This is a genomic window from Streptomyces sp. NPDC027663, from assembly GCF_055566415.1.
Genome location: NZ_JBVHSK010000008.1, coordinates 141,159 through 166,344, shown reverse-complemented (window position 1 = coordinate 166,344; position 25,186 = coordinate 141,159). Strand labels below are relative to the sequence as shown.

25 protein-coding genes and 2 tRNA genes are annotated in these 25,186 nt (G+C 70.1%); 13 read left to right on the top strand and 14 right to left on the bottom strand.

Annotated elements, in window-relative coordinates; genetic code table 11:
• Nucleotides 1–38: 38 nt before the first annotated feature.
• The 4 genes from ACZ4SF_RS22460 to ACZ4SF_RS22445 form a co-directional block, all read right to left on the bottom strand.
• The gene (locus tag ACZ4SF_RS22460; protein ID WP_468387185.1) at nt 39–851 is read right to left on the bottom strand and encodes a hypothetical protein; all 813 of its coding nucleotides are present in this window, start codon (nt 849–851) and stop codon (nt 39–41) included.
• A gap of 433 nt (nt 852–1,284) precedes the next feature.
• A complete protein-coding gene (locus ACZ4SF_RS22455) occupies nt 1,285–2,730 on the bottom strand; it encodes a DUF2252 domain-containing protein (RefSeq protein ID WP_468387182.1) in 1,446 nt (481 codons plus the stop codon).
• Between the two features lie 457 nt (nt 2,731–3,187).
• Nucleotides 3,188–4,015: an NAD(P)H-binding protein gene (locus ACZ4SF_RS22450; protein ID WP_468387593.1), complete on the bottom strand. Its 828-nt coding sequence runs from the start codon at nt 4,013–4,015 to the stop codon at nt 3,188–3,190.
• A 107-nt stretch (nt 4,016–4,122) separates the two neighbouring features.
• The gene (locus ACZ4SF_RS22445) at nt 4,123–4,563 is read right to left on the bottom strand and encodes a nuclear transport factor 2 family protein (RefSeq protein WP_468387179.1); all 441 of its coding nucleotides are present in this window, start codon (nt 4,561–4,563) and stop codon (nt 4,123–4,125) included.
• Between the two features lie 91 nt (nt 4,564–4,654).
• Between ACZ4SF_RS22445 and ACZ4SF_RS22440 the strand changes: the two genes are divergently transcribed.
• The 3 genes from ACZ4SF_RS22440 to ACZ4SF_RS22430 all read left to right on the top strand — a co-directional run bounded on the left by ACZ4SF_RS22440 (nt 4,655) and on the right by ACZ4SF_RS22430 (nt 7,099).
• Nucleotides 4,655–5,296 (top strand): TetR/AcrR family transcriptional regulator, encoded by a 642-nt coding sequence (locus ACZ4SF_RS22440; protein ID WP_468387176.1) that lies wholly within the window; start codon nt 4,655–4,657, stop codon nt 5,294–5,296.
• A 112-nt stretch (nt 5,297–5,408) separates the two neighbouring features.
• On the top strand, nt 5,409–6,593 hold the full coding sequence (locus tag ACZ4SF_RS22435) for an amidase domain-containing protein (protein WP_468387173.1): 1,185 nt from the start codon (nt 5,409–5,411) through the stop codon (nt 6,591–6,593).
• Between the two features lie 41 nt (nt 6,594–6,634).
• Entirely contained in the window at nt 6,635–7,099 is a 465-nt protein-coding gene (locus ACZ4SF_RS22430; RefSeq protein ID WP_468387170.1) for a hypothetical protein, read from the top strand.
• Between the two features lie 154 nt (nt 7,100–7,253).
• Here the strand turns inward: ACZ4SF_RS22430 and ACZ4SF_RS22425 are convergent.
• Nucleotides 7,254–7,337 (bottom strand) — tRNA-Leu (locus ACZ4SF_RS22425).
• Nucleotides 7,338–7,779: 442 nt separating this feature from the next.
• Between ACZ4SF_RS22425 and ACZ4SF_RS22420 the strand changes: the two genes are divergently transcribed.
• The 6 genes from ACZ4SF_RS22420 (at nt 7,780) to pknB (ending at nt 16,136) form a co-directional block, all read left to right on the top strand.
• Nucleotides 7,780–8,646, top strand: a complete 867-nt coding sequence (locus ACZ4SF_RS22420; RefSeq protein WP_468387167.1) for an FhaA domain-containing protein — start codon at nt 7,780–7,782, stop codon at nt 8,644–8,646.
• A gap of 10 nt (nt 8,647–8,656) precedes the next feature.
• Nucleotides 8,657–9,184, top strand: a complete 528-nt coding sequence (locus ACZ4SF_RS22415; protein ID WP_468387164.1) for an FHA domain-containing protein FhaB/FipA — start codon at nt 8,657–8,659, stop codon at nt 9,182–9,184.
• Between the two features lie 140 nt (nt 9,185–9,324).
• On the top strand, nt 9,325–10,989 hold the full coding sequence (locus tag ACZ4SF_RS22410; RefSeq protein ID WP_468387591.1) for a Stp1/IreP family PP2C-type Ser/Thr phosphatase: 1,665 nt from the start codon (nt 9,325–9,327) through the stop codon (nt 10,987–10,989).
• 27 nt (nt 10,990–11,016) lie between these two features.
• Complete coding sequence (locus ACZ4SF_RS22405) at nt 11,017–12,456, top strand: FtsW/RodA/SpoVE family cell cycle protein (protein WP_468387161.1); 1,440 nt, start codon at nt 11,017–11,019, stop codon at nt 12,454–12,456.
• Nucleotides 12,453–13,937, top strand: a complete 1,485-nt coding sequence (locus ACZ4SF_RS22400) for a peptidoglycan D,D-transpeptidase FtsI family protein (protein ID WP_468387159.1) — start codon at nt 12,453–12,455, stop codon at nt 13,935–13,937. The genes ACZ4SF_RS22405 and ACZ4SF_RS22400 overlap by 4 nt, the downstream gene beginning before the upstream one ends.
• A gap of 195 nt (nt 13,938–14,132) precedes the next feature.
• Nucleotides 14,133–16,136: a Stk1 family PASTA domain-containing Ser/Thr kinase gene (gene pknB, locus ACZ4SF_RS22395; protein WP_468387156.1), complete on the top strand. Its 2,004-nt coding sequence runs from the start codon at nt 14,133–14,135 to the stop codon at nt 16,134–16,136.
• A gap of 110 nt (nt 16,137–16,246) precedes the next feature.
• On the opposite strand, the gene ACZ4SF_RS22390 is transcribed toward pknB, so the two are convergent.
• The 6 genes from ACZ4SF_RS22390 to ACZ4SF_RS22365 all read right to left on the bottom strand — a co-directional run bounded on the left by ACZ4SF_RS22390 (nt 16,247) and on the right by ACZ4SF_RS22365 (nt 20,499).
• Entirely contained in the window at nt 16,247–17,002 is a 756-nt protein-coding gene (locus tag ACZ4SF_RS22390) for a class E sortase (protein ID WP_468387153.1), read from the bottom strand.
• Nucleotides 17,003–17,029: 27 nt separating this feature from the next.
• A complete protein-coding gene (locus ACZ4SF_RS22385) occupies nt 17,030–18,148 on the bottom strand; it encodes a class E sortase (RefSeq protein ID WP_468387150.1) in 1,119 nt (372 codons plus the stop codon).
• On the bottom strand, nt 18,079–18,717 hold the full coding sequence (locus ACZ4SF_RS22380; protein ID WP_468387147.1) for an aminodeoxychorismate/anthranilate synthase component II: 639 nt from the start codon (nt 18,715–18,717) through the stop codon (nt 18,079–18,081). The genes ACZ4SF_RS22385 and ACZ4SF_RS22380 overlap by 70 nt, the downstream gene beginning before the upstream one ends.
• The gene (locus tag ACZ4SF_RS22375) at nt 18,714–18,875 is read right to left on the bottom strand and encodes a hypothetical protein (RefSeq protein WP_468387145.1); all 162 of its coding nucleotides are present in this window, start codon (nt 18,873–18,875) and stop codon (nt 18,714–18,716) included. Before ACZ4SF_RS22375 ends, ACZ4SF_RS22380 begins: the two co-directional genes overlap by 4 nt.
• 61 nt (nt 18,876–18,936) lie before the next feature.
• Nucleotides 18,937–19,626, bottom strand: a complete 690-nt coding sequence (locus ACZ4SF_RS22370; protein ID WP_468387143.1) for a class E sortase — start codon at nt 19,624–19,626, stop codon at nt 18,937–18,939.
• Between the two features lie 21 nt (nt 19,627–19,647).
• Nucleotides 19,648–20,499 carry a DUF881 domain-containing protein gene (locus tag ACZ4SF_RS22365; RefSeq protein ID WP_468387140.1) on the bottom strand — a complete coding sequence of 284 codons (852 nt, stop codon included), beginning with the start codon at nt 20,497–20,499 and terminating at the stop codon, nt 19,648–19,650.
• Nucleotides 20,500–20,651: 152 nt separating this feature from the next.
• On the opposite strand from ACZ4SF_RS22365, the gene crgA reads away from it, so the two are divergent.
• A complete protein-coding gene (gene crgA / locus ACZ4SF_RS22360) occupies nt 20,652–20,906 on the top strand; it encodes a cell division protein CrgA (protein WP_468387137.1) in 255 nt (84 codons plus the stop codon).
• Nucleotides 20,907–21,188: 282 nt separating this feature from the next.
• On the opposite strand, the gene ACZ4SF_RS22355 is transcribed toward crgA, so the two are convergent.
• Complete coding sequence (locus ACZ4SF_RS22355) at nt 21,189–22,073, bottom strand: rhomboid family intramembrane serine protease (protein WP_468387134.1); 885 nt, start codon at nt 22,071–22,073, stop codon at nt 21,189–21,191.
• A gap of 262 nt (nt 22,074–22,335) precedes the next feature.
• Nucleotides 22,336–22,866, bottom strand: coding sequence for a peptidylprolyl isomerase (locus ACZ4SF_RS22350; RefSeq protein WP_468387132.1), 531 nt, complete (start codon nt 22,864–22,866; stop codon nt 22,336–22,338).
• Between the two features lie 273 nt (nt 22,867–23,139).
• On the opposite strand from ACZ4SF_RS22350, the gene ACZ4SF_RS22345 reads away from it, so the two are divergent.
• Together ACZ4SF_RS22345 and ACZ4SF_RS22340 are read left to right on the top strand one after the other, a co-directional pair.
• Complete coding sequence (locus ACZ4SF_RS22345) at nt 23,140–23,838, top strand: DUF5324 family protein (protein ID WP_468387129.1); 699 nt, start codon at nt 23,140–23,142, stop codon at nt 23,836–23,838.
• Between the two features lie 96 nt (nt 23,839–23,934).
• Complete coding sequence (locus ACZ4SF_RS22340; RefSeq protein ID WP_468387127.1) at nt 23,935–24,246, top strand: hypothetical protein; 312 nt, start codon at nt 23,935–23,937, stop codon at nt 24,244–24,246.
• A 97-nt stretch (nt 24,247–24,343) separates the two neighbouring features.
• Here the strand turns inward: ACZ4SF_RS22340 and ACZ4SF_RS22335 are convergent.
• Nucleotides 24,344–24,416 (bottom strand) — tRNA-Ala (locus ACZ4SF_RS22335).
• A gap of 181 nt (nt 24,417–24,597) precedes the next feature.
• Between ACZ4SF_RS22335 and ACZ4SF_RS22330 the strand changes: the two genes are divergently transcribed.
• On the top strand, nt 24,598–25,149 hold the full coding sequence (locus tag ACZ4SF_RS22330) for a DNA-binding protein (protein ID WP_468387124.1): 552 nt from the start codon (nt 24,598–24,600) through the stop codon (nt 25,147–25,149).
• Nucleotides 25,150–25,186 lie beyond the last annotated feature (37 nt).

Sequence of the window (25,186 nt, the reverse complement as noted above, 5' to 3'; positions counted from 1 at the left end):
AATTCATGGTTCCGACGCTACCTGAAGCGAGGCGTGGCTCAGTCCCGCGCCTGCTGGGCGGCCAGTTCCGCCTCCCGCTGGACGATGTCGGCGCGCAGCCGGCCGGCGATCTCCTCGAGCAGCCCGTCGGGGTCGTCGGGGGCGAGGCGCAGCATCCCGGCGATCGCGCTCTCCTCCAGCTCGCGGGCGACGAGGGTGAGCAGTTCCTTGCGCTGGGCCAGCCACTCCAGGCGGGCGTACAGCTCCTCGGCGGGGCTCGGGCGGCGCTCGGGCGGCACCGGACCGGCCGCCCACTCCTCGGCCAGCTCCTTGAGGAGGGTCTCGTCGCCGCGGGCGTAGGCGGCGTTGACGCGGGTGATGAACTCCTCGCGGCGCTGGCGTTCCTCTTCCTCCTGCGCGAGGTCGGGGTGGGCCTTGCGGGCCAGCTCGCGGAAGAGCCTGCGGGCCTCCTCGCTGGGCCGCACGCGCTGCGGGGGCCGTACGGCCTGGTCGGTGAGCATGGCGGCGGCCTCAGGGAACAGACCGTCGCCGTCCATCCAGCCGTGCAGGAGTTCCTCCACGCCCGGCATGGGCAGCACGCGGGCACGGGCCTCCGCCGCGCGGCGGACGTCCTCGGGGTCGCCGGTGCGGGCGGCCTTCGCCTCGGCGATCTCCGCGTCCAGTTCCTCGATGCGGGTGTAGAGCGGGCCGAGGCGCTGCTCGTGGAGGCGGGAGAAGTTCTCGACCTCGACGCGGAAGGTCTCCACGGCGATCTCGTACTCGATCAGCGCCTGCTCGGCGGCCCGTACGGCCTGCTCCAGCCGTTCCTCGGGGCGGGACGGCGGGGACGGATCGGGTTTCGGGGGCGTCACCCGCTCAGCGTAGCCGCTGCGCTCGGCTCGGCCGGGGCACACCTGGCCACACCGGAGCGGGGCGGGCGGCGCCGACTGCGGGGTCCCGCCGTAGTGCTGCAGGTCGTGGGCCGGCCGCGGCTCGCCATACCGCTGCAGGTCGTGGGCCGGCCAAGGGGTCTCGCCATAGTGCTGCGGGCCGTGGGCCGACTGCGGGTCTCGCCGTAGCGCTGCGGGTCGCGGGCCGACTGCGGGGTCGTCGTGGTCGTTCGCGCAGTTCCCCGCGCCCCTCAGGGGGCTGCAGTCGCCCTCATTGCATCACCAGCCCGCCTCGTTCCGGGCTCACACCCCAGCCGCCTCGATCCGACCTGCACCTTCAGCCCCGCCCCGAACCGACCTGCACCCCCAGCTCCACCTCAATCCGACCTGCACCTTCAGCCCCGCCCCGATCCGGCTACACCCCCAGCTCCGCCTCTATCCGGCCCGCCCTGATGGCTGCCACCAGGTCTGCGTGGTCGGCCTCCGTGCGGTCGGCGTAGGTGACGGCGAAGGCGGCGATCGCCTCGTCCAGTTCCTCGTTCTTGCCGCAGTACCCGGCGATCAGGCGCGGGTCGGCGCTGTGGGAGTGGGCGCGGGCCAGGAGGGCGCCGGTCATGCGGGCGTAGTCGTCGACCTGGTCGGCGGAGAGGGCGGCCGGGTCGACGCTGCCCTTGCGGTTGCGGAACTGGCGGACCTGGAAGGGACGCCCGTCGACGGTGGTCCAGCCCAGCAGGATGTCGCTGACCACCTGCATCCGCTTCTGGCCGAGGACCACCCGGCGCCCCTCGTGATCCGCCGCCGGTGCGTCGAAGCCGGCCGCGACCAGGTGGGGGACGAGCGCGGAAGGGCGGGCCTCCTTCACCTGGAGCACCAGCGGCTGCTCGCGGTGGTCGAGGAGGAGCACGACGTACGACCGGGTCCCGACGCTCCCGGTGCCGACCACGCGGAAGGCGACATCGTGCACCGCGTGCCGGCCGAGCAGCGGGTGCCGGTCCTCGCTGAGGGTGTGGACGTACGACTCCAGGGACGCGGCGACCGCGGCGGCCTCGGCGTCCGGTATCCGCCGCAGCACCGGCGGGGCGTCCACGAAGCGGCGGCCGCCGTCCTCCACCGCCTCGGTCGACTTCGCCGCGAACCGGCCGCTGGTGTTGGCGCGCGCTTTCTCCGAGACCCGCTGGAGGGTGCCCAGCAGGTCGTGGGCGTCGGTGTGGGAGACGAGTTCCTCGTCGGCGATGGCGTTCCAGGCGTCGAGGACCGGCATCTTGGCGAGCAGGCGCATGGTGCGGCGGTAGGCGCCGACCGTGTCCCGGGCGGCCGCCCGGCAGGTGTCCTCGTCGGCGCCGGCCTCGCGTCCGGCGAGGACCAGGGAGGCCGCGAGCCGCTTCAGGTCCCACTCCCAGGGGCCCTGCACGGTCTCGTCGAAGTCGTTGAGGTCGATGACGAGGTCGCCGCGGGCGTCGCCGTAGAGGCCGAAGTTGGCCGCGTGCGCGTCACCGCAGATCTGGGTGACGATCCTGGTCATGGGGGTACGGGCGAGGTCGTGGGCCATGAGCCCGGCCGAGCCGCGCAGGAAGGCGAACGGGGTGGCGGCCATCCGGCCCACCCGTATCGGGGTCAGTTCCGGTAGGCGGCCGGCGTTGGACTCGGTCACCGCGGCGACCGCGTCGGGGCGGGCGGCGTCCAGGTCGAGGGAGCGGTGTGCGCTGCGCGGCACGCTCTGCCGGAGCGCCTTGCCCTCCTCCTTCGGTGAACCCTGCGTCGGCCACTGGCCGAATCCGCTCACCCGGGGCAGCCGGCGCGTGCTCCGGTCCACCGCGTCCGCGTCCGCCGCGTCCGCCACTCCCACACCGGTTCCGGTCACCGCGACCGCCTCCCCCGTACTCCCCGGGCGCCTGCTGCGGCGGGCACCGGTACGAACATCAACTCGGGAGACCGTACAACCGGCGGCCGAAAGACGTCAGACCCCGCGGCCGACTCCGCCGCTCCAACACCCCACCCCGCGGCCGACCCCGCCGTTCCGGTACCCCTGGGGACGCCGATGACGAACCGGCCGTGCAGGACTTCTCTCATCCGCACCGAAGAGGGTCCGGCCCGAGGAAGCAGGTAGGCATGGGCACGACGGCTACACGCGTCGGCGGGCGGATCGCCCGTGGGAAACAAACCCGTCAGCTGATCCTCGGCCGCGCTGCAGGATCCACGAGGATCTCGTCTCGGCCCCGCAGCAACTGGCTCGGCTGCCTCGAACCGATCGCGCGCGAAGCCCGGGAGGCGCCGCCCCGAACCCGCGCTCAGAAACCTCCGCCCGCCGCCGTCGCGAGTCACCCACCCCGGGTCAGCTCCCGCTCGGCGACCTCGCGGAAACCGTGGGGCGGGCGGCCGGTGAGGCGCTGGACGGTGTCGGTGGTGTGGTCCTCGGCACCCTCGGCGATGGCACGGTCCATGCCGGCCAGCATCTCGGCGAACTCCAGGGGCACTTGAGCGGTCAGCCGGTCCCGCATCTGCTCGTACGTCAGCGGGCGGTGGATCACGGGCCGCCCGGTGACCTCGGTGACGACGGCGGCGACATCGTCGTGACTGAGCGCCTCCGGTCCGGTCAGGACGAGGTCGGTGCCGGGCGCCCGTTCGCCGGTCAGGGCGTGCACGGCGACGGCGGCGATGTCCTCGGCGTCGACGAAGCCGACCCGGCCGCTCCCGGCCGCGGTCAGGATCTCGCCGTGCTCACGGATGCTCCGGGCATGGGCGTGCGTGCCGGTGAAGTTCTGCATGAACCAGGAGGGCCGCAGCACCGCCCATTCGCCGAACAGCCCGGGCAGGGCCCGGTGCACCGCACCGACGCCCGGACCTCCCGCCGGGATGGCCGAGGAACCGAGCAGCACGGCACGGCGTACTCCGGCGGCGCGGGCCTGCCGGAGGAAGGGCAGCATGACCGCGGCCGGGTCCGGGTCGCCCACGGGCGGCACGAGATAGACGCGGTCGGCTCCGGCGAGGGCGTCGGCGAAGCCGGCGGGGTCGTACCAGTCGAAGCGGACCGGTTGCGCACCCCGGACCGGACTGGCTTGCCTGCTCGCGGCCTTGACGCGGTGTCCGGCGTCGACCAGCCGCGCGGCGGTACGGCTCCCGGTCGTGCCGGTGGCGCCGATGACCAGGGTGGTGACGGACGGGGCGGTGGCGGACGCGGCAGCGGCGGGCGCGGTAGTGACAGACCCGGCGGCGGCGCACCCGGCGGTGACGGACACGGCAGCGGCGAGCGGGTTCACCGGGCGTCCCTCCCGGTGAAGTCCAGTCCGGGTGTCTGGACGGCGAGGGGGTTCCAGTAGTCGCGGTACGAGGTGAAGCGCCCGTCCCGGACGGACACGACGGCGATGTAGGTCATGTCGAAGGGGTCTCCCGTCCCGACCAGGCGGCCGACCCCGCGCATCTCGACCACGACGGTCTCCGGGTCGGTGGTGCGGTGGATCCGCACCTCGGGGAAGTCGTGCAGGTCGATGTGGTCGGGATAGCCGCGCATGTAGGCCGCGACGGCGTCCCGGCCTTCCAGCCGCCGGGGCCAGTGCGGCGGGGCGAAGGGGAACTCCATCACTCCGTCCTCGTCCCACAGCCCGACCCAGGCGGGGATGTCCTTGTCCAGCAGCAGCCGCAGACTGTGGCGGTACAGGTCGGCCGGTGAGGCGTTCGCATGGCCGTTCGCAGGCATGGCTCTCTCCGTTCGAGTACGATACGGACCCGCGGTCCGTTTCACTGACGACAATACGGACCGCTGGTCCGGATCGCAACGGAGGAACCACGTGGCCGAGCGCAGCCCACGCAAGGACGCCGCCCGCAACCGCGCGGCCGTCCTCGCCGCCGCCGACACCCTCTTCACCACCTGCGCACACCCCGACGACGTCACGATGGCCGACATCGCGGCGGCGGCGGGCGTCGGCAAGGGGACGCTCTTCCGCGCCTTCGGCGATCGCACCGGCCTGATCCGGGCCCTGTACGCGGCGCGGCTGGAACCGGTACGGCGAAGCGTCGAGGAGGGCCCGCCGCCGCTCGGGCCCGGGACACCGCCGCTCCGGCGCGTACTCGCCGTGCTCGACGCGGTCCTGTGCTTCAAGCTCGACAACCGCCGTCTCGCCCTGGCCCTGGAACAGACCGGCAGCGACAGTCCGTACCGCGCCGAGCACTACGAGCGCTGGCACACCCTGCTCCAGGACCTGCTCGCCGGGATTCCGGATCTGCCCGACAGCGACTTCACCGCGCACGCCCTGCTCGCCGCCACCCGGGCCGACCTCGTCGCGCACCTGGCGGACGAGAAGGGCCTGCCGCGCGACGAGCTGCGAGCCCGGCTGGCGCAGTTCGCCGCCAGAACCCTCACCCCGGCATCGGCACCGTGTCCCGGAACGGTGATCGAGGGCACCACATGCGACCCAAGCGACACACAGTGAGGAATCAGACATTCCTGCGCACGAAAGCGGCCAGAAGGGAACGCTCCGGCTGGATTTGATCTCCTCTCATGCAGGCTGACGGCGACCAGTCAGCTCATGATCAGGAGGTCTCATGCGCACTGCGCAGCGCAGACTCGCCTTCGCCGCCGCCGGCACGGCGGCGATACTCGCGCTCGTCGACATACCGGCGAGCGCCACCCCCGGCACCACCCCCGCCTCCACGGAGGCCACCACCTCGTCACTGTCACAGCTCGCGGAGGGCTACCTCCAGCAGCGAGCTGACATGCTCACGACTACTCCGCCGAGCCTCCGGTTCGCCGCGGCGCACCTCAGGACCACCCGTGCCATGGCCGCCGAGACCAAGGACGACCTCGCCGCGCTGGCCACCAAGGGCGAGCGGTACGAGAAGATCGACGGGGGCTACACCAAGGCGCAGGTCGACGTCAGCGTGGACGACTCCACCGTCGACGGCCGGCAGGCCACCCTGCGGATCACCGAACACACCCGCCTGTACCTTCCGTTCACGCAAGCGGAAGTCGAGGACGGCGCCCCCGAGTACGAAGAGCTGTCCCTCCCCCACACCGTCAGGTTCACCCAGGCCGACGACGGCTCATGGCTGCTGGCCGCCGACAAGGCCGACACCGGGGGCGGCCCCACGCCGACCACACAGGTCTCCGGCGTCGACGTCGAACCGGAGACGACGGACGGCGGCGGCATCGCGGACGAGGACGAGGGCGACAAGGGCGACGGGTCCAGCACCACCCCGCTGCCCGGGAGCGAACCCGGCCCCGGCGCCGTCAAGCCCGCCGCGACGGCCGCGTACAGCTACAACAAGATGATCGCCTACGCGAACAAGTACTGGGACCACCACAACTCGGCGTACCGCACCTACGGCGGCAACGACTGCACGAACTTCCTGTCGCAGATCATGCTGGCCGGCGGCTGGAAGCCCGCGGGCGGCTCCATCATCCAGCGCACCAGCAACAAGTACTGGTTCTACGGGCCCACCAGCCTCTGGACCTCGTACACCTGGGGCGGGGCGGAGAACTGGTACTGGTTCGCCATCAAGCACTCCAAGCGCACGAAGGCACTGCGCAACGTGTACGACATGGTCGCCTCGGACGTGCTCCAGGCCGACTGGAACCGCAACAACGTCGTCGACCACTCGATGTTCGTCACCAAGAAGTACCGGGGTGTGCCCTACCTCACGTACCACACCTCGGACACCCACAACAAAAGCGTCGCGAAGATCGTCTCCGACCACCCGCACACCTGGTGGTACGCGCACCGCACCTGACAGGCTGCTGCCCCCCTCACAGGAGAAGAAGGAGCCCTGCCGTGAACCGTCGCCACATGGCCGTCGCAGCGCTCGCGTTACTGGCCCTGGCCGGCTGCTCGTCGGACCACGAGGACAAGGGCGGGGCGAAGCCGTCCGCTTCACCGGCTGACGGTGCGCGCCAGGCCGTCGACGCCTACCTCTCCGCTCTCAACACGCGCAGTACGACCGGCCTCATCCGGATCGGCGGAGTGAAGGACGAGCCCTGGTCGCGGAAAGAAGCAGCGAAGATCCTCGCCGACAAGGGCGGCCGGGGCTGGAAGATCAGCAGTCTCGAGATCGACCACGACATGGGCCCCGACACCGGCAGCGCCCATCTCCTCGCCGAGGACAAGACGGGCACGCCCATGAACGACACGTTCACGGTCACCCGTGACAAGGGCACATGGCACGTCGTCGTCTTCACCGAGCAGCCCCACGAGCCCGGCAGGACGCCGGCCTCGACCGTCCGGCCCAGCGCGCCCTGAGGGCCAACAGGTGCTTCCGGCCCGTGAGATAGTTCACGGGCCGGTGGCCGCCCCGGGAGCTGACGGTCTGTGCGATGCCTCACAGGGAACCGGGCAACGAGAAACGGGCCCCTGCGGTGACTTCCGTCACCAGCAGAGACCCGTGTCTCAGCTGTGCGCGAGGGGGGAGTTGAACCCCCACGCCCTTGCGGGCACTGGAACCTGAATCCAGCGCGTCTGCCTATTCCGCCACCCGCGCATTGGGTGTGTCTTTCGGCTCCGTCCCTTTCGGTCCGGCCCCTTCCGACACCCAGAACATTAGCACGTCGCATGGGGTGGGTTCACATCGCTTGATCCCCGCCCTCCCGGCACCACGCCGGACCCGGCACCCTGGACATGCGCAGCGCACGCGCTGCGGCGCACGTATCAAGGAGACGCGGTTCACGTATCAACCTCGTACCGGTACCGGCCGTCTCCCCAGGAGGCGGACCGGGTCCACAGCCAGGTGCGGGACACTGGTCTTCGCCCGCCTCTACGATCCATGCCAGCAGGACGCGCGCCAGGAGTTCGAAGCGGAGCCGCTGGGGGAACCGGCTGATTGGCGGGCGCGTAGATACGATCAGTGAGCAGTACCAGCAGTACCGGGCAAGGCAGCGGCACAAAGCAGGGCAACACGACGGCAGGAACGGAGGAGGTGCCCCATGGGAGTCCTGAAGAAGTTCGAGCAGCGTCTCGAAGGTCTGGTGAACGGCACCTTCGCCAAGGTCTTCAAGTCCGAGGTCCAGCCCGTGGAGATCGCCGGCGCGCTCCAGCGTGAGTGCGACAACAACGCGACCATCTGGAACCGCGACCGGACCGTCGTGCCCAACGACTTCATCGTGGAGCTGAGCGCACCGGACCACGAGCGCCTCAGCCCCTACTCCGGACAGCTCGGCGACGAACTGGCCGGAATGGTGCGCGACTACGCCAAGCAGCAGCGCTACACCTTCATGGGCCCGATCAAGGTCACCCTGGAGAAGGCCGACGACCTGGACACCGGCCTGTACCGGGTGCGCTCGCGCACCCTGGCGTCCTCCAGCAGCAGCCAGCAGGCGGCACCGCAGGCCCCCGGCGCACCCGCGGCCGGCCGCTCCGGTCAGGGCGCCTCCGGCGGCTACGGTTACCCGCCCGCTCCCGCAGGCGCACCCCCCATGCCCTCCGCGCCACCACCCGGCACCCGCCCCGGCGGGTACGGCTACCCGCAGCCCGCCACCCAGCGGCCCGCGGCGGCCCCGATGAGCGGCGGGCGCACCCGCTACTGGATCGAGATCAACGGCACCCGCCACCAGATCTCCCGCCCGACGCTGGTGCTGGGCCGCAGCACCGACGCCGACGTGCGGATCGACGACCCCGGCGTCTCCCGCCGGCACTGCGAGATCCGGACCGGAACGCCCTCGACGATCCAGGATCTCGGCTCCACCAACGGCATCGTGGTGGACGGGCAGCACACCACCCGCGCTACGCTCCGCGACGGCTCGCGGATCGTCGTGGGCAGTACCACCGTTATCTATAGGCAAGCCGAAGGGTGAAGCGGGGGCAATGTCAGAGCTGACCCTCACGGTCATGCGGCTGGGTTTCCTGGCCGTACTGTGGCTGTTCGTGATCGTGGCCGTGCAGGTCATCCGGAGCGACCTGTTCGGTACGCGCGTCACCCAGCGCGGATCGCGGAGGGAAGCTGCCAGGCCGCAGCAGTCCGGCCGCCAGCAGACCCGGCAGCAGGCCGCGCCGCCGCAGCAGCGCGCCCAGCAGAGCGGCGGCAGGCGGGGCCGCAACGCCCCCACCAAGCTGGTCGTGACCGAGGGCACACTGGCCGGCACCACCGTCGCGCTCCAGGGCCAGACCATCACGCTGGGCCGGGCGCACGACTCCACGATCGTGCTGGACGACGACTACGCCTCCAGCCGCCATGCCAGGATCTACCCGGACCAGGGCGGCCAGTGGATCGTCGAGGATCTCGGCTCCACCAACGGCACCTACCTGGACAGGTCCCGGCTGACGACCCCCACACCGATCCCGCTGGGCGCGCCGATCCGCATCGGCAAGACCGCAATCGAGCTGCGGAAGTAGTGCTACGTCATGAGTAAGCGCGAGCGGAGCGAGCACGCAGCGGCAGGCCGCACCCCGGTCTCCGGCGCGCTCCCAACCGGAGGGTGGGCAGTGTGGCTCGACACGACCGGCTGTACCCGGAGCCGACGGGCGAGGTGCGCATGAGTCTGTCACTGCGCTTTGCCGCCGGATCGCACAAAGGCATGATCCGGGAGGGCAACGAGGACTCCGGTTACGCCGGTCCGCGCCTGCTCGCCATCGCCGACGGCATGGGCGGCCAGGCCGCCGGCGAGGTCGCCTCCTCCGAGGTGATCTCCACCCTGGTCACGCTCGACGACGACGTGCCCGGCCCCGACATCCTCACCTCCTTGGGCACCGCCGTGCAGCGGGCCAACGACCAGCTGCGCGCCATGGTCGAGGAGGACCCCCAGCTCGAGGGCATGGGGACCACGCTCACCGCACTGCTGTGGACCGGGCAGCGGCTCGGCATGGTGCACGTCGGCGACTCGCGCGCGTATCTGCTCCGCGACGGTGTGCTCACCCAGATCACCCAGGACCACACCTGGGTGCAGCGGCTGGTGGACGAGGGCCGGATCACCGAGGAAGAGGCCACCACCCACCCGCAGCGCTCCCTGCTGATGCGCGCCCTCGGCAGCGGCGACCACGTCGAGCCCGACCTGTCGGTCCGCGAGGTCCGGGCCGGCGACCGCTACCTCATCTGCTCCGACGGTCTGTCCGGCGTCGTCTCCCACCAGACGATGGAGGAGACCCTCGCCAGCTACCAGGGCCCGCAGGAGACCGTGCAGGAGCTGATCCAGCTCGCGCTGCGCGGCGGCGGCCCCGACAACATCACCGTCATCGTCGCCGACGTGCTCGACCTGGACACCGGGGACACCCTCGCCGGGCAGCTGTCCGACCAGCCGGTCGTGGTCGGCGCGGTCGCCGAGAACCAGCACCACCTGCACGACAACGGCATCATGCAGACCCCGGCCGGCCGCGCCTCCCACCTGGGCCGCCGGGGCCAGGGGCACGGCGGCGGCGAGTTCGGCCCGCCCGGCTCCGGCGACACCACCGGGTACGTCCCGCCCGGCGGCTTCGACGACTACGCCGACGGAGACTTCACCAAGCCGCGCAGGCAGCGCAGATGGCTCAAGACCTCGCTCTACGGCGCCCTGGCCCTCGTCGTCGTCGGCGGCGGCCTGTACGGCGGCTACCGCTGGACGCAGACGCAGTACTACGTCGGCACCAAGGACGAGCACGTCGCGCTGTACCGCGGGATCAGCCAGGATCTGGCCTGGGTGTCGCTGTCGAAGGTCGAGAAGGACTACCCCGGCATCGAACTCAAGTACCTGCCGCCGTACCAGCAGAAGAAGGTCAAGGCCACGATCGCCGAGGGCGGACTGACGGCGGCCGAGACCAAGGTCAACGAGCTGTCGGTGCAGGCCTCCGCCTGCCGGAAGCTGACCGAGTACCGGGCCGCCGAGAAGGCGCGGGACAAGGCCGGCAACCAGGACAAGAACGACAAGAACAAGGGCAAGACCGACGGCACGGGCGGCACCGGCACCGGCGGCACCAGCGGTACCAACAGCACCAGCGGCACCACGGGCACCGCCACGCACGCCGCCTTCACCCACACCGCCTTCACCCAGGCCGCCTTCGTCAAGGCCTCCCCGTCGCCGAACACGACCCCGAGCCCGTCGGGTTCGAAGCCGCCCCAGACGTCCCCCCCGAAGTCTCCGTCCACGACCCCGTCCGCGACCCCCAGCCCCGGCCCCACTCTCTCGGAGGATGAGCAGAAGGTCGTCTCGCTGTGCGGTAAGCAGTAGGCAAGCCGTGAGAGGCCCTGTCACACGATGAGCAGTACGAACTCGCCCACGCATCACACGTCCACGATCGGTGCCATCGGCGCACCGAGCCGTCGCAACACCGAGCTGGCCCTGCTGGTCTTCGCCGTGGTCATCCCGGTGTTCGCCTATGCCAACGTGGGCCTGGCCATCGACGACAAGGTCCCCACGGGCCTGCTGAGCTACGGCTTCGGCCTCGCCCTGCTGGCCGGCGTCGCCCACCTCGGCGTACGCAAGTTCGCCCCGTACGCGGACCCGCTGCTGCTGCCGCTGGCCACGCTGCTGAACGGGCTCGGGCTGGTCTGTATCTGGCGGCTGGACCAGTCGAAGCTGCTGCAGTCCCTGCCCGACTACTTCACGGCCGCCCCCCGCCAGCTGCTGTACACCGCGCTGGGCATCGCGCTGTTCGTCGTCGTGCTGATCTTCCTCAAGGACCACCGCGTCCTGCAGCGCTACACCTACATCTCCATGTTCGGCGCCCTGCTCCTGCTGATCCTGCCGCTGGTGCCCGGCCTCGGCGCCAACATCTACGGCGCGAAGATCTGGATCCGGGTGCCCGGGCTGGGCTCGCTCCAGCCCGGCGAGTTCGCGAAGATCGTCCTCGCCATCTTCTTCGCCGGCTACCTGATGGTGAAGCGCGACGCCCTGGCCCTCGCCAGCCGCCGCTTCATGGGCCTGTACCTGCCGCGCGGCCGCGACCTCGGCCCGATCCTGGTCGTCTGGGCGATCTCGATCCTCATCCTGGTCTTCGAGACGGACCTCGGCACGTCGCTGCTGTTCTTCGGAATGTTCGTCATCATGCTGTACGTCGCCACCGAGCGGACCAGCTGGATCGTCTTCGGTCTGCTGATGTCCGCGGCGGGCGCGGTCGGCGTGGCGAGCGTCGAGACCCACGTGAAGAGCCGCGTCCAGTCCTGGCTCGACCCGATGCGGGAGTACACCCTCAGCCGCCAGGGCCAACCCGGCCACTCCGAGCAGCTGCAGCAGGCACTGTGGGCCTTCGGCTCGGGCGGCACCCTGGGCAGCGGCTGGGGCCAGGGCCACTCGGACCTGATCCGGTTCGCCGCCAACTCGGACTTCATCCTCGCCACCTTCGGCGAGGAGCTGGGCCTGGCCGGCGTCATGGCCATCCTGCTGGTCTACGGCCTCATCGTGGAACGTGGCGTACGCACCGCCCTCGCCGCCCGCGACCCGTTCGGCAAGCTGCTCGCCGTCGGCCTGTCCGGCGCCTTCGCCCTCCAGGTCTTCGTGGTGGCCGGCGGCGTCATGGGCCTCATCCCGCTGACCGGTATGACCATGCCGTTCGTGGCGTACGGCGGTTCCTCCGTACTCGCGAACTGGGCGCTGATCGGCATCCTCATCCGCATCAGCGACACCGCCCGCCGCCCGGCGCCCGCCCCCGCCAGCAACCCCGACGCCGAGATGACCCAGGTGGTGCGCCCGTCATGAACAAGCCCCTGCGCCGGATCGCGATCTTCTGTGGCCTGCTCGTCCTGACGCTGCTGCTGCGCGACAACTGGCTCCAGTACGTCAAGGCCGACAGCCTCAAGGAAGCCCCGGAGAACCGCCGCGTCACCATCGCCCGCTACGCCACCCCGCGCGGCGACATCGTCGTCGGCGGCGACCCGATCACCGGGTCGTCCGAGAACAGCAAGACCGGTATCAACGACCTGAAGTTCAAGCGCACCTACAAGAACGGCCCCATGTGGGCGCCGGTCACCGGGTACGCCTCGCAGGCCTTCGGCGCCACCCAGCTGGAGTCCCTCGAGGACGGCATCCTCACAGGCAACGACGACCGGCTGTTCTTCCGCAAGACGCTGGACATGATCACCGGCAAGGAGCAGCAGGGCGGCAACGTCGTCACCACGCTCAACGCGGCCGCGCAGAAGGCGGCGTACGACGGTCTGAAGGCGCAGGGCGGCAAGGGTGCCGTCGTCGCCCTGGACCCCGCCACCGGCAAGATCCTCGCGCTGGCCTCCTACCCGTCGTACGACCCCTCGTCCTTCGCAGGCAACACCAACGACGACGCCGCGGCCTGGAAGAAGCTGCAGAAGAAGTACAACCCCAACGACCCGATGCTGAACCGGGCGCTGCGCGAGGCCTACCCGCCGGGCTCCACGTTCAAGGTGGTCACGGCGGCCGCGGCGCTGGAGAACGGCAAGTACACCTCGGCCGACGAGAAGACCGAGTCGCCGCTGCCGTGGACCATGCCGGGCACCACGACCGAGCTGAAGAACGAGGGCAACATCCCGTGCAAGGACGCGACCATGCGGGTCGCGCTCCAGTACTCCTGCAACACCGTCTTCGGCAAGATCGGTTCGGACCTCGGCAACGACAAGATGCTCGCCGAGGCGAAGAAGTTCGGTTTTGACTCCGAGCAGTTCACCCCGGTCCGCGCCACCGCCTCGGTGTTCTCCGACGACATGAACCAGTCGCAGACCGCGCTGTCCTCCATCGGCCAGTACAACACCGCCGCGACCCCGCTGCAGATGGCCATGGTCGCCTCGGCGGTCGCCAACGACGGCAAGCTCATGAAGCCGTACATGGTCGACGAGCTGGAGTCCTCCAACCTGGACCCGGTCGCCAAGACCCAGCCGGAGGAGCTGAGCCGGCCGCTGTCGCCGGAGAACGCGCAGATCCTGCAGGACATGATGCAGACGGTGGTCGAGAAGGGCACCGGTACGAGGGCGCAGATCGAGGGCGCGAAGGTCGGCGGCAAGACCGGTACCGCCCAGCACGGTGTCGAGAACAGCGAGAACCCGTACGCCTGGTTCATCTCCTACGCCAAGCTCGGTGACGGCAGCTCGCCGGTCGCCGTGGCCGTGGTGGTCGAGGACGACGCGGCCAACCGCGACGACATCTCCGGTGGCGGCCTGGCCGCGCCGATCGCGAAGAACGTCATGAAGGCAGTGATCGACTCCAAGAAGTGACCACCGCCGATCACCGGAAGTGACGCCGCTCACATCACCTTCACATCGCCGCACGTTGCGATACCGGTCCTGTATCGGGTTACGGGCTTGGCCAGGTCACACACAGCGAGCCGGGTACGGTAGGCCCGGACGGCAGCCTCCGGCCGCACACGGACGTGCGCGGCCGAGACCGACGGAGAGGGCTGGTAGGTAGCTATGGAAGAGCCGCGTCGCCTCGGCGGCCGGTACGAGCTGGGCCAGGTGCTCGGCCGCGGTGGCATGGCGGAGGTCTACCTCGCGCATGACACCCGGCTCGGCCGCACCGTGGCGGTGAAGACGCTGCGCGCGGACCTCGCGCGTGATCCGTCCTTCCAGGCCCGCTTCCGCCGGGAGGCCCAGTCGGCCGCCTCGCTCAACCATCCCGCGATCGTCGCGGTCTACGACACGGGCGAGGACTACATCGACGGGGTCTCCATCCCGTACATCGTGATGGAGTACGTCGACGGTTCCACGCTGCGCGAGCTGCTGCACTCCGGCCGCAAGCTGCTGCCCGAGCGCGCGATGGAGATGACCATCGGCATCCTCCAGGGCCTGGAGTACGCGCACCGCAACGGCATCGTCCACCGCGACATCAAGCCGGCCAACGTCATGCTGACCCGCAACGGTCAGGTCAAGGTGATGGACTTCGGCATCGCCCGCGCCATGGGCGACTCCGGCATGACCATGACCCAGACGGCCGCGGTGATCGGCACGGCCCAGTACCTCTCGCCGGAGCAGGCGAAGGGCGAGCAGGTCGACGCCCGGTCGGACCTGTATTCGACGGGCTGCCTCCTCTACGAGCTGCTGACCGTCCGCCCGCCGTTCGTGGGCGACTCCCCGGTGGCCGTGGCCTACCAGCACGTGCGCGAGGAGCCCCAGCCGCCGTCGGTCTTCGACCCCGAGATCACGCCCGAGATGGACGCCATCGTCCTGAAGGCCCTGGTCAAGGACCCGAACTACCGCTACCAGTCGGCCGACGAGATGCGCGCCGACATCGAGGCGTGCCTGGACGGCCAGCCGGTCGCGGCCACCGCCGCGATGGGCGCCGCGGGCTACGGCGGCTACCCCGACGACCAGCCGACGACGGCCCTGCGGTCGGACGCGGGCGGCGGAGCGACCACCATGCTCCCGCCGATGAACCCGGACGACGGCGGCTACGGCTACGACGACCGCCCGGACCGCCGCCGCCAGCAGAAGAAGTCCAACACCTCCACGATCCTCCTGGTGGTCGCGGGCCTGCTGGTCCTGGTCGGCGCCATTCTGATCGGCAAGTTCGCCTTCGACGGGCGCAACTCGGACGACGGCAAGGTGGCCGTGCCGGCGTTCGTGGGCAACTCGGAGCAGCGGGCCCGGAAGATGGCCACCAACGTCGACCTCAAGGTGTCGGTCACCGAGAAGCCCTGCGACAAGCAGGCCACGGGAAACGTATGCACCCAGAACCCGGACCCGGGCACGAAGGTCGACGAGGGCAGCACGGTCACCCTGGTGATCTCGACGGGCGCACCGAAGGTGGCCGTGCCGGACGTCCGCGGCATCCAGTTCGAGCAGGCGAGGAGCCAGCTCGAGGACAAGGGCTTCACGGTCGAGAAGAAGACCCAGGTGTCGACCCAGACGCCCGGTGTCGTCATCACCCAGAACCCTGACGGCGGCACCAGCAAGGAGAAGGGCACCACGATCACCCTCACGGTCGCCAAGGCCGAGGAGAAGATCACCGTCCCCGACGTCACCGGCAAGTCCTGTGACGAGGCGAAGGCCGAGCTGCAGGGCAAGGGCCTGGTGCCGTCCTGCAACGACACCCCGGTCACCGACCCCGCCCAGGACGGCAAGGTGCAGAGCACCAACCCGGCGGCGGGCCAGCAGGTCGTCAAGAACACCAACGTGGTGATCAACGTCGGCAAGGCGCAGCAGCAGCAGAAGACGCAGGTCCCGAACGTCCGTGGCCGCACGGTCGCCGTGGCCCGGCAGATCCTGAACGCCGCGGGCTTCACGAACATCCAGTTCACCCCGGGCAGCGACACCAGCGACAACGCGCTCGTCGCCGACCAGGACCCGAAGGGCAACCAGCAGGTCGACGACCCGGCCGGCACCACGATCACCTTGCAGACCGTGGGCTTCGGCGGGAACAACAACGGCAACAACGACAACGGCGGCACGAGCATCTTCGGCGGCACCAGCGGCTGACGCCTCCGGCACACGCGCGTGGGCCCCGCCCGGGACATCCCGGGCGGGGCCCACGCCGTCTGCCCGACGAATCCGCCGTGCCAGGTGACGGAGTTGCTCGAGGACCTTTGTCAGCCGCGCAGTTCCTTCGGCGGAGTGCGTTCGCTGTCGACCTTCTCCACGCGGACCAGTTCGCCCCACACCACGTAGCGGTAGCGGGAGGTGTAGACGGGGGTGCAGGTCGTCAGGGTGATGTAGTGGCCGGGTTTCTCCTTGCCGGACTCCTCGGGGACCGGGGAGAGGACGTCCACGTTGTACTTCGAGGTCTCGGGGAGGATCGAGTAGACCTTGTAGACGTACCAGTCGTCCCGCGTCTCGAAGACGATCGGGTCGCCCTCCTCCAGCTTGTCGATGTCGTGGAACTTGGCGCCGTGGCCGTCCCGGTGGGCGGCGAGGGTGAAGTTGCCGTCCTTGCCCGTCATGGGCAGCGTGGCCTTGGCCGGTTCCGTGTAGTAGCCGGCCACACCGTCGTTGAGGACGTCCTCGCCCGTGCCCTCCTCGACCAGGACCTCGCCGTTGCCCATCGCCGGCACGTGCAGGAAGCCGATGCCGTCCTCGGTGTCGAGCGCACCCGGGCCGGAGTCCGTCTCCTGGGCCCAGTGCTCGCGGACCTTGTCGCCCTGCCGGTCCGCCTTGCGGTCCGCTATCACGTTCGTCCACCACAGCGAGTAGACGACGAACAGGCCGAGCAGCACGCCGCCCGTGATGAGGAGTTCGCCGAAGACGCTGACCGCCATCGCGATCCGGCCGGGGCGCCGGCGGCGCGGAGCCGGGTCCGGTTCGGACGCGTCCGTGGTCTCTTCGGTCTCGTCGGTGGTCGCTGCCACAGTTCCTCTGCCCTTACTCGATGAGCCCTACTCGATGAGCGCGTCCGGCTTGCCCTTGCTGCGCGGGCGTTCCTGGACCATCTTGCCCCAGACGATCAGCCGGTACTTGCTGGTGAACTCCGGCGTGCACGTGGTGAGGGTGATGTACCGGCCGGGCTCGGTGAAGCCGGAACCCGGTGGGACGGGGTCCAGCACGCTCGTGTTCGAGGGCGGGGTCACCGGCAGCATCGAGGTGACCTTGTACACGAAGTAGGTGTCCTGCGTCTCCACCACGATCGCGTCACCGGCCTTGAGCCGGTTGATGTAGCGGAACGGTTCGCCGTGCGTGTTGCGGTGGGCCGCAAGACCGAAGTTGCCCGTCCTGGCGTCGGGCATCGCCGTCTTCAGCGGGCCCTCGCCGTAGTGCCCGATCATTCCCTTGTCGAGCACCTTCTTGTTGTCCACGCCCTCCGCTATGGGCGCGGCCACGTCCAGCTCGGGGATGTGCAGGATGGCGAAACCCTGTCCCGGCTCGAAGGCGCCCGGGTTGCGTTTCCCGCTGGCCCAGTCGTCCTGCAGCTGACTGGCCTCGCTGCCGGCCTGCGCATGCGCACGGACGTTGGTCCACCACAGCTGGTAGGTGACGAACAGCAGCATCAGCAGGCCGGTGGTGATGAACACCTCGCCGATCGCCCGGCTCACGAGGGTCGCCGGACTCGGCTTGCGCAGCCGCGCCTGGCGCCGGGCCTCCACCCGGGTCAGCGGACGCTGCGGATCCCGCTCCGAGGGCGACGCAGCCACCGTCTCCCGAGGTCCGGCGCGTCGCCGCCCGCCACGCCGCTTGGCGGCCCTTCTGCGGGCCGCACGGCCGCCCGGTGTGACTCCGGTGGCAGCAGAGGCAGATGAGGCTGCAGAGGCCCGTGTGGCCTCGTCCCCGGGAAGGTCGGGGATCCGCAGCGCCATCGTCTCCTCATCCACGGGAGGCAACGGCGCCGTCGCCGGGTCCGGCCGGCGTCCGCCGTAAGGCCGCGCACCGCCGGAGGACTCGTACGGCCTGTCGCCGCCGTACAAGTCCTCGCGCTCGGGGCGCAGCGCGGTCACGCCGTGGCCCTGCCCACCACCGGGGCGAGCCCCGCCGACCTCGCCACGGCACCCTGGTCGCCGCATTCCGCCAGCCAGTTGGCCAGCATCCGGTGGCCGTGCTCGGTCAGCACCGACTCGGGGTGGAACTGCACGCCCTCCACCGGGAGTTCACGGTGCCGCAGGCCCATGATGATCCCGTCGTGGGTGCGGGCGGTCACCTCCAGCTCGGCCGGGACGGTCGCCGGCTCGGCGGCCAGCGAGTGGTACCGGGTCGCCGTGAAGGGCGAGGGCAGGCCCGCGAAGACGCCCTTGCCCTCGTGCTCGACCGGCGAGGTCTTGCCGTGCAGCAGCTCGGGCGCCCGGTCGACCACACCGCCGTAGGCCACCTGCATCGACTGCATGCCGAGGCAGACCCCGAAGACCGGCACTCCGGTCGCGGCGCAGTGCCGGACCATGTCCACGCACACGCCCGCCTCCTCCGGCGTGCCGGGGCCGGGCGAGAGCAGTACACCGTCGAAGCCGTCCTGGGCATGCGCCGTCGACACCTCGTCGTTGCGCAGCACCTCGCACTCGGCACCCAGCTGGTAGAGGTACTGGACGAGGTTGAAGACGAAGCTGTCGTAGTTGTCGACGACGAGAATCCGCGCACTCACTGGTTGTCCACCGTCACATCGTTGAAGGGCAGCAGCGGTTCGGCCCAGGGGAAGACGTACTGGAACAGGACGTAGACCAGGGCCAGGACCAGTGCGAGCGAGATGAGCGCCTTCGCCCACGCGTTTCCCGGCAGATGCCGCCAGATCCAGCCGTACATGCCGTCCTTGCCGTCCCTTCCGTATCCCTACGGCACCAGACCCACGCCGTACGTCACCAGACTAACGGCGCAGAGCCCTCGGTTCGCCTGCCTCCACAGGCTGTGTGGAGTCCAGGTGCGCCCAGACGATCAGCCGGTGACTGTGCCCCCATTCCGGATCGCACGTGGTCAGCGTCAGATAGCGGCCCGGACGCGTGTACCCGGACTTACGTGGGACAGGATCGATCACCTCAACATCCGTCGGCACGGTTTTGTAAGGCCCTTTGTCGATCCGATACGTGAACCAGGTCGTTCCGTCCGTGAGCACCACAGCGTCGCCCGGCCGCAGCGTCGGGAAGTCCTTGAACGGGTCGCCGTAGGTCCGCCGGTGCCCGGCGACAGCGAAGTTGCCCTCCCGGCCCAGCTGCGCGGTGCCCCGGTAATGGCCGAGGCCCTTGGCCAGCTCGTCCCGGCCGGTGCCCTGCAGGACCGGCTTGTTCCACGTGGAACCGAGCCGGGGGATGTACATGATCGCGAAGGGCTCGCCCTCGCGGTACGGCTCCGGCTCGGCCACGCTCACCGGCTGCTCGCCGGGGGGGTCCTGCTGCCGCACGGTGCCGGTCGACCACTGCCGGTGCAGCTGGTCGATCTGGTCGCTCATCGCGCCCTCGGCCCGTACCCCCGTCCAGAACAGCACATAGACGACGAAGAGCACGGTCAGGGCGCCGAGGGTGATGCACAGTTCGCTGACGGTCCTGACGATCACACGCACCGGCGGCTCCCGGACGGACGTCTACCCCACTGGCTTCGCGTAGTGCAGATCCACTGTGCCGGAGTAGCCGGGAAGAGTCACCGTGCCGTCGTCGGCGACTTTCCAGCCGAGACCGTAGACGTTGACGTACACCATGTAGGTCTGGATGGCCTTGCTCGCGGCCAGCGCCTGCTTGAGCCGGTCCGGGTCGCCGACCGCCGTGATCTTGTACGGGGGCGAGTAGACGCGGCCCTGGAGGATCAGGGTGTTGCCGACGCAGCGCACCGCGCTGGTGGAGATCAGCCGCTGGTCCATGACCTTGATGCCCTGGGCGCCGCCCTGCCACAGCGCGTTCACCACGGCCTGGAGATCCTGCTGGTGGATCACCAGGTAGTCGGGCTGCGGCTCCGGATAGCCGGGGAGCTTGGCGGTGGCGTTGGGCGGGGCGTCGTTGAGCGTGACGGTGATCGCCTTGCCGGTGAGCTTGCGTGTCCCGGCCCGCTCCTCCAGCCCGCCGAGTTTCTCGTCCTCGGCCCTGGTGCTGCCGTCGTCGCTCTCGGCGAGCGACTCCACGCTGTCGCGCAAGGTGGCGTTGGACTCGTCCAGCCCCTTGTTCTTGCGGCTGCGCTGCTGGATCAGGTCGGACAGCTTCAGCAGGGAGCCGTCCTGCCGGATGTCGGTGCCCTTGGCCGTGTTGAAGCTGGTGAAGAAGATGAGCCCGGCGAGGGCGAAGACGGCGGCCGTGAGCACCCGCACCGGCCGGAGGCGCAGCCTGCGGAGCGGGCCGGAGCCCGTTGATCCCGTCCCGGAGCCCGTTGATCCCGTCCCCGAGCCTGTTGATCCTCTCCCGGAGCCCGTTGCTCCCGTCCCGGGGGAGTCGGCAGAATTGCTCAACGTACCCTTATCTCCTTCGGCGCCACGGAAGCACTACGCTAACGGACGCCCGGGGGAGCACACAGAGTCGTCATGTTGGCCCCTTGTACGCTGCCCCGAGCCCGACCCAGTTACCTGCGCGGCCACGCAGCGCATCGACAGGAGAGACCCTCGTGCCGAAGTCACGTATCCGCAAGAAGGCCGACTACACGCCGCCGGCGGCCAAGCAGGCCCAGGCCATCAGGCTCACCAACCAGGCCTGGGTCGCGCCGGTCATGCTGGCCATGTTCCTGATCGGCCTGGCCTGGATCGTCGTCTTCTACGTGACCGACGGCTCGCTGCCGGTCGACAGCCTGGACAACTGGAACATCGTGGTCGGCTTCGGCTTCATCGCCGCCGGGTTCGCCGTCTCCACGCAGTGGAAGTGACCGGCCCGGCCAGCCGCTGGGCGTAGCTCTGACCAGGGCTATCCACTGAGTTATCCACAGCCGTTTTCCACAGTGGGGAAAAAGAACGACGATCTGTGGATAACCCATGGGATGTTGACGCCGGTGTGACTGGTCACGCGCCCTTCAGACATCCGTTCGCCCCCTGTCCCACCTGCGGAAACGCATCCGAGCGACAGGGGGCACACCTGTGCCCGCACAGCGTGCACAAGATCCGCCACACGCTGTGGACAACGGTTCGGAAGTGGCCCGTCCCCAGCCCCGTCAGGTGAGCTGAGCGGTTCTGACCAGCACAAGGGCCACCGAGAGGGCGAGAACGGCGGCACAGGTGCCGTACTGCACCAGGGTCCGCTTCTCGCGCGGGGCGTGGACCATCGCATACCCGGTGACGACGCCGGCGACGAGCCCGCCGATGTGGTCCTGCCAGGCGATGTTGCTGAACCCGAAGGTGATGATCAGGTTGATCACCAGCATCGCGATGACCGGCCGCATGTCGTAGTTGAGCCGGCGCATGAGCACGGCGGTGGCGCCGAAGAGGCCGAAGATGGCCCCCGAGGCGCCGAGCGAGGCGGTCGCCGGGGGGACGAGCAGGTAGGTCAGCGCGGCGCCGGCCAGCCCGGAGACGAAGTACACCGCCAGGTAGCGGGCCCGGCCGAGGGCCTGTTCGAGGGGGCCGCCGACCCACCACAGGCTCAGCATGTTGAAGCCGATGTGCCAGTACTCCTGGTGCGAGAACATCGACGTCACGAAGCGGTACCACTCGCCGCCCGCGACGCCGGAGACGGGCGCGAACGGCTTCGGGGGCCAGGCGCCGTAGAGCACCAGGTGGTCCAGGAGCGAGCTGTCCGCCTGGATCGCGACGAACACCGCGAGGTTGATCCCGATGAGGATCTTGGTGAGCAGGCGCGGGTCTGCCGCGACCGTGCCGCCGGCGACCGTGCGCGGCCGGGACGCCTGGGGGGCGTGCCCCGTGCCGGAGCCGCCGCGGACGCAGTCGGGGCACTGGAAGCCGACCGAGGCACTCACCATGCACTCGGGGCAGATGGGGCGTTCGCAGCGGGTGCAGCGCACGCCGGTCTCGCGGTCCGGGTGCCGGTAGCACACGGGCACGCTCCGGGCGTCCTGCGTGCTGCCTGCGGCCTGGTCCATCGGTTCCCCTTGCTCGTCGTGTGCCGTCCCGCGGCACTGTCCTGCCCCGCTCATCCTTACGGACGAGCGGGGCGTTTGGTTCCCTTGCCAATTCTTCCGTGATCCCCGGGTGGCGAAGTCCCACGGTTTCCGGCGGGCGGTCTCCCAGGGCTTCCGGCGGGCGGTTTCCCACGGTTCTCCGGGTGCGGGTCCCGGCCCTCGCGCGGGACTCGGGTCCTCGCGCGGGTCTCGGTCCTCGTGTGCGTCCGAGCCCTCGCCTGTCTCAGCCCTCGCGCGTCTCGATGACCACCGTCTCGATGACGACGTCGTCCAGCGGCCGGTCGTTGCGTCCGGTCGGCACGCTCGCGATGGCGTCGACGACCTTCTGTCCGGGCGGGCCGGTGACCTCGCCGAAGATGGTGCGCTTGCCGTTCAGCCACGTGCTCGGGGTGACGGTGATGAAGAACTGGGAGCCGTTGGTGCCCGGGCCGGCGCTGGCCATGGCCATCAGGTACGGGGCCACGAAGGACAGGTCCGGGTGGAACTCGTCCTCGAACCCGTAGCCGGGGCCGCCGAGGCCGTTGCCGAGGGGATCACCGCCCTGGATCATGAATCCGCTGATGACGGAGTGGAAGACCGTGCCGTCGTAGAGCGGGTTTCTCGTCTTCTCTCCGGTGCGGGGGTGTGTCCACTCGCGCTCGCCCCGGGCCAGCTCGACGAAGTTGGCGACCGTGACGGGCGCGTGGTGCGGGAAGAGCCGGACCTCGATGTCGCCGAGGCTGGTCTTCAAAGTGGCGTAGAGCTGCTCGCCCACGGTCTGCCTTCCGTCGTCGTCTGCTGCGACGCTTCGATCCTTGCACGGTCTGGCACCGGCGTCGCCGGGCGGCCATGACTTCCACCGGGAGGGCAGCGGGCCGCGGCGATTCGTGGCAGGGTCGAGAACGGGCTCCGGTTGCCCTGAACCGCACCGAAGAGAGTGATCGGCACCCATATGCCCGCCCTCGCATGCCGCCCGGAGCGTTGACAGGCATGATCCGTAAAAGGGTGGAAAGTCGAAATACCGTACGCCACCGAGGAGGAGGAACCCGTGACCCGCATCGACAGCGTGCGCGCCGCGACCGGCTCGGCGAAGGACAGCGTGCTGCACGCCGCGGAAGTGGTGGCGCCCTACGCCGACACGGCCAAGGAGCGTGCCGCGCATTACGCGCAGGAGGCACGCGTACGGCTGGCGCCCGTGATGTCGCAGGCCGCCGAACAGGCCCGCGAACAGTACGACGCCCGGCTCGCCCCGCGACTGGAGCAGGCCCTCGCGCATGTCCCGCCGAAGGTGGACCTGGCCGCGCACGAAGCCGCCGTCCGTACCCGCAAGGCCGCCCGGCAGGCCGCCGAGTACTCGCGTCCGAAGATCGAGCATGCCATGGCCGCGGCCGCTCCGGTGCGCGACGAGGCCGCCGCACGCGGCGCCGCCGCCCTGGTCGCGCTGCGCGGCCAGGTCTCGGCGCAGGAGATCCAGAAGCTGGCCCGGCGCAATGCACGGCGCAGCCGGACCGGCCGCGCCATGAAGGTGTTCGCGTTGCTGTCCGTCGCCGCGGGCGGCGCATTCGCGGCCTGGAAGTGGTGGGACAAGCAGGCCAACCCCGACTGGCTGGTCGAACCGCCCGCGGCGACGGAGGTCCCCGACGCCGGCCGTATCACCTCGGTGGACGGCACGAACGCCTCTCCCCTCGACCCCGAGGTCCAGGCCAAGCAGGCGGAGGACGAGGCAGCGGACCGCGACGACCAGTGACCGCCCGGTTCTCCTGACAGGTAACAGACCCTTCCCTGGCAGGAGACGAAGACCCCTCCGATCCGCGGACAACGCGGCTCGGAGGGGTCTTCGTCCATGAGCGACGGTTCCAGGTGGAACGTCGCTGCCGCGTCGAACTCCGGGTTCGGCTCGGCCGTCTTCCGGCCGGCCATCTTCCGACAGACCGTCTTCCGGCCGGCCATCTTCCGACAGACCGTCTTCCGGCCGGCCATCTTCCGACAGACCGTCCTCCGGCAGACCGACGCCGGCACCCCGGTGCACATGACGTTGGCCGCCTCGGTTCTGGGCGCCGCCGAAGCGGTGCCCGGCGCACTGCGCCCCCACCAGGTACGGCTGGATCGCACCGGCCCAGGCGCCGCGCCCTTGCACCGCCACGTCACCGCCTGACGAGGCAGTGAGGCGGGGGCGGGAACACCGGGAACACCAGGAACACAGAGAGCCCCTCTGACCGACGTTTCCGCAGGTCAAAGGGGCTCCCGGGCTGTGGAGCCTAGGGGAGTCGAACCCCTGACATCCGCCATGCAAAGACGGCGCTCTACCAACTGAGCTAAGGCCCCGGAAAGGAGCGACCGGCCGGAAGAATCATGCTCCGGCGGTGCCGCAGACCAGAGTACCGGGTCACCCCCCGTATCCCGCAAAAAGATTGGGGGTCCCCGCGGATGACCACTCTCCGTAAGATGCTCGACGTGGTTCGCTACAGCGAACCGCGGTTTTCAGGGGAAGCGATGGGGAGACGCAATGGACGCCGCACAGCAGGAAGCCACCGCGAGAGCGCGGGAGCTGCAGCGGAACTGGTACGGGGAGCCGTTGGGGGCGCTCTTCCGTAAGCTCATCGAAGATCTCGGGCTGAACCAGGCCCGGCTCGCTGCGGCCCTGGGGCTGTCGGCTCCCATGCTCTCGCAGCTGATGAGCGGTCAGCGCGCCAAGATCGGCAACCCCGCGGTGGTCCAGCGGGTGCAGCTGCTGCAGGAGCTGGCGGCCCAGGTCGCGGACGGCAGCGTCAGCGCCGCCGAGGCGACCGAGCGCATGGACGAGATCAAGAAGTCGCAGGGGGGCTCCGTGCTCAGCAACAACACCACGCAGACCACGAACAGTTCGGGCGCACCCACGGTCAAGCGCGTGGTCCGCGAGATCCAGTCACTGCTGCGCTCGGTGGCCGCCGCGGGCGACATCATCGACGCCGCGGACGCCCTCGCCCCGAGCCACCCCGAACTGGCGGAGTTCCTCCGCGTCTACGGCGCCGGCCGGACCTCCGACGCCGTCGCGCACTACCAGTCCCACCAGAACTGACCTCTCGGCCCGGTCTCCCTCAGGGAGCCCGGGGCCC

Bases quoted from the DNA above. Each gene is read 5' to 3' on its own strand.
- ACZ4SF_RS22445 (WP_468387179.1), bottom strand. From the start codon at position 4,563: ATGCCTGCGAACGGCCATGCGAACGCCTCACCGGCCGACCTGTACCGC.
- ACZ4SF_RS22435 (WP_468387173.1), top strand. From the start codon at position 5,409: ATGCGCACTGCGCAGCGCAGACTCGCCTTCGCCGCCGCCGGCACGGCG.
- ACZ4SF_RS22420 (WP_468387167.1), top strand. From the start codon at position 7,780: ATGGGAGTCCTGAAGAAGTTCGAGCAGCGTCTCGAAGGTCTGGTGAAC.
- ACZ4SF_RS22415 (WP_468387164.1), top strand. From the start codon at position 8,657: ATGTCAGAGCTGACCCTCACGGTCATGCGGCTGGGTTTCCTGGCCGTA.
- ACZ4SF_RS22410 (WP_468387591.1), top strand. From the start codon at position 9,325: ATGAGTCTGTCACTGCGCTTTGCCGCCGGATCGCACAAAGGCATGATC.
- ACZ4SF_RS22405 (WP_468387161.1), top strand. From the start codon at position 11,017: ATGAGCAGTACGAACTCGCCCACGCATCACACGTCCACGATCGGTGCC.
- ACZ4SF_RS22400 (WP_468387159.1), top strand. From the start codon at position 12,453: ATGAACAAGCCCCTGCGCCGGATCGCGATCTTCTGTGGCCTGCTCGTC.
- pknB (WP_468387156.1), top strand. From the start codon at position 14,133: ATGGAAGAGCCGCGTCGCCTCGGCGGCCGGTACGAGCTGGGCCAGGTG.
- ACZ4SF_RS22385 (WP_468387150.1), bottom strand. From the start codon at position 18,148: ATGCGGCGACCAGGGTGCCGTGGCGAGGTCGGCGGGGCTCGCCCCGGT.
- ACZ4SF_RS22375 (WP_468387145.1), bottom strand. From the start codon at position 18,875: ATGTACGGCTGGATCTGGCGGCATCTGCCGGGAAACGCGTGGGCGAAG.
- ACZ4SF_RS22355 (WP_468387134.1), bottom strand. From the start codon at position 22,073: ATGGACCAGGCCGCAGGCAGCACGCAGGACGCCCGGAGCGTGCCCGTG.
- ACZ4SF_RS22340 (WP_468387127.1), top strand. From the start codon at position 23,935: ATGAGCGACGGTTCCAGGTGGAACGTCGCTGCCGCGTCGAACTCCGGG.
- ACZ4SF_RS22330 (WP_468387124.1), top strand. From the start codon at position 24,598: ATGGACGCCGCACAGCAGGAAGCCACCGCGAGAGCGCGGGAGCTGCAG.